The sequence below is a fragment of the Desulfurococcus sp. genome (genome assembly GCF_049970475.1).
GTDB lineage: Archaea > Thermoproteota > Thermoprotei_A > Sulfolobales > Desulfurococcaceae > Desulfurococcus > Desulfurococcus amylolyticus.
Map to the genome: position 1 here is coordinate 1 of NZ_JBMFMW010000149.1, position 1,859 is coordinate 1,859.

General features: G+C 45.2%; 1 protein-coding gene and 1 pseudogene. One reads left to right on the plus strand and one right to left on the minus strand.

Annotated elements, in window-relative coordinates:
• A pseudogene (locus ACP5N5_RS06860) lies at window positions 1–404 on the plus strand (hypothetical protein); the annotation flags it as partial.
• Between the two features lie 15 nt (window positions 405–419).
• On the opposite strand, the gene ACP5N5_RS06865 reads toward ACP5N5_RS06860, so the two are convergent.
• Window positions 420–1,859, minus strand: a 1,440-nt coding sequence (locus ACP5N5_RS06865) for a xylulokinase (protein ID WP_428134443.1), incomplete at its 5' end; no start/stop codon positions are given.

Sequence of the window (1,859 nt, forward strand, 5' to 3'; positions counted from 1 at the left end):
GCGTGATAGCGTTTACAAGCGATGATATTAACCTTACACAACTCTCAATAGCGATGAGGAAGAGGGGGTGGATTCTACAAGTTCAGCCAGGCTCTATCCACATGGGGTTCCCGCAGAGCATTCATTTAACCATAAGCCCTATCCATGAGAAGCTAGTAGAGGAGTTCCTCAGAGATCTAAGTGAGTCGGTTGAGGAGGTTAAGAGGAGTAGGGTAGCGGTTAGTATCGAGAAGGTATCATCCTTAGTTAAGGATATAACGGTACTCCTAGAAACACTAAATCTCGGTAAAGGCGTCTCGCTAAGTGATGAGACTGTAATCCTCATTAACGAGGCCATAAGATTATTAGAGCCTAGTCTTGTTGACGACCTCGTATTGAAGGTTGTTAACGAAGTGGTATTTTAAACGGGTTCAAGATGGTTACCAATGTATTGAGGATAGCTCTCTCATTAAATCCTTTAGCTTCCCGTAGGCTTTAACATATACTTTAAACAGGTTTTCGTAGGATCTCGCAGCTTCCGGTTCTGGTTTGAACTCTCTATCTACCTTAAATCTCGTTACTGCATCCTCAAAGCTAGTTAATCCTAACGCTACAGCGGCTATCACAGATGCTCCCCTAAGTGTTGTATCCTGGGGTTCAGCGATTCTCCTAACAACCCGGTTTATAGCATTAGCTACTATTTGGCACCAGAGATCGCTTTTCGCTCCTCCCCCTACGATGTTTACATACTCTTGTTTTCTAGTCATACGTTCAACAATGTTATAAACCCATTTTATGTTTAAAGCTACCCCCTCAAGTACAGCTCTTATCAAATCACCCTTGCTATGGACTAAGCTCATGTTTATAATAGCCCCTCTTATATGGGGGTCGTCGATGGGGGATCTCTCACCGTAGAGCCAAGGTGTGAAGAGTAGCCCCCTAGCTCCTAGATTACTTTTTTCAGCGAGAGCCAAGGCTTCCTCATACATTCCCTTCATTTCAAGTAGCTCAAGTATCTTGTCTAGAGCTCCTCCAGCTACCTCCTGTTCTGCAACCAGGAGGTAGTATCCGGGGATCCCGCTTGGTATGGAGCCTATGTAATTAAATAAATCAACCTTCCTTCTCCTAACGTGAGATGCAACCCAATCACTAGTTCCTATGTAGATGTGCACCTCGTTCTCTCTAATAGCACCCGAGCCTATAGCGGCACTAGTCATGTCACCAGAGCCGACTACGACCGGGATACCCTCCCTTAAACCTAGGCATTGGGCAGCGTCTCTAGTAAGGAACCCGGCTATCCTGGTAGAGTCGATTATACGGGGTAACATCTCCTCCCTAATACCATACTTATCTAGAAGTCTTCGACTCCATCTGAAGCTGAAACTCCGCGTATCAACAAGCCATGTGAGAGCAGCGTCATCTGGACTAATTACATAGGAGCCTGTAGCCTTCATGATTAAAAAGCTGTTAGTCCCAAGTATCTTGTACGTCTTGGACCACACATCAGGCTCCATATCCTTAATCCACAGTATCTTAGATAAGGGATCCTTACCAGTTCTCCCAGGAGCTCCCCCGGTTATGTATATGAACTCTAGCAAATCAAACAAATTGTAACCCTTAACTCTAAGGGGGCCACGCCACAAGCTCTTCGGGTAACCTGAAGCCCTCTCATCAATCCACATTATAAGTTTCCTAAGAGCGTTACCATCCTTATCCACAGGGATAACACCTGCCATGTGACCGCTAAAGATTAGAGCTAGAATATCGTAGTTATCCTCTACGATGGATGATGTTAGCTTACAAACCTGGTACCATAAGAGATCCGGGTCAACCTCAGCCCACCCATGTTTAGGAGTCTCTACTACAGACCTATCAGTGGC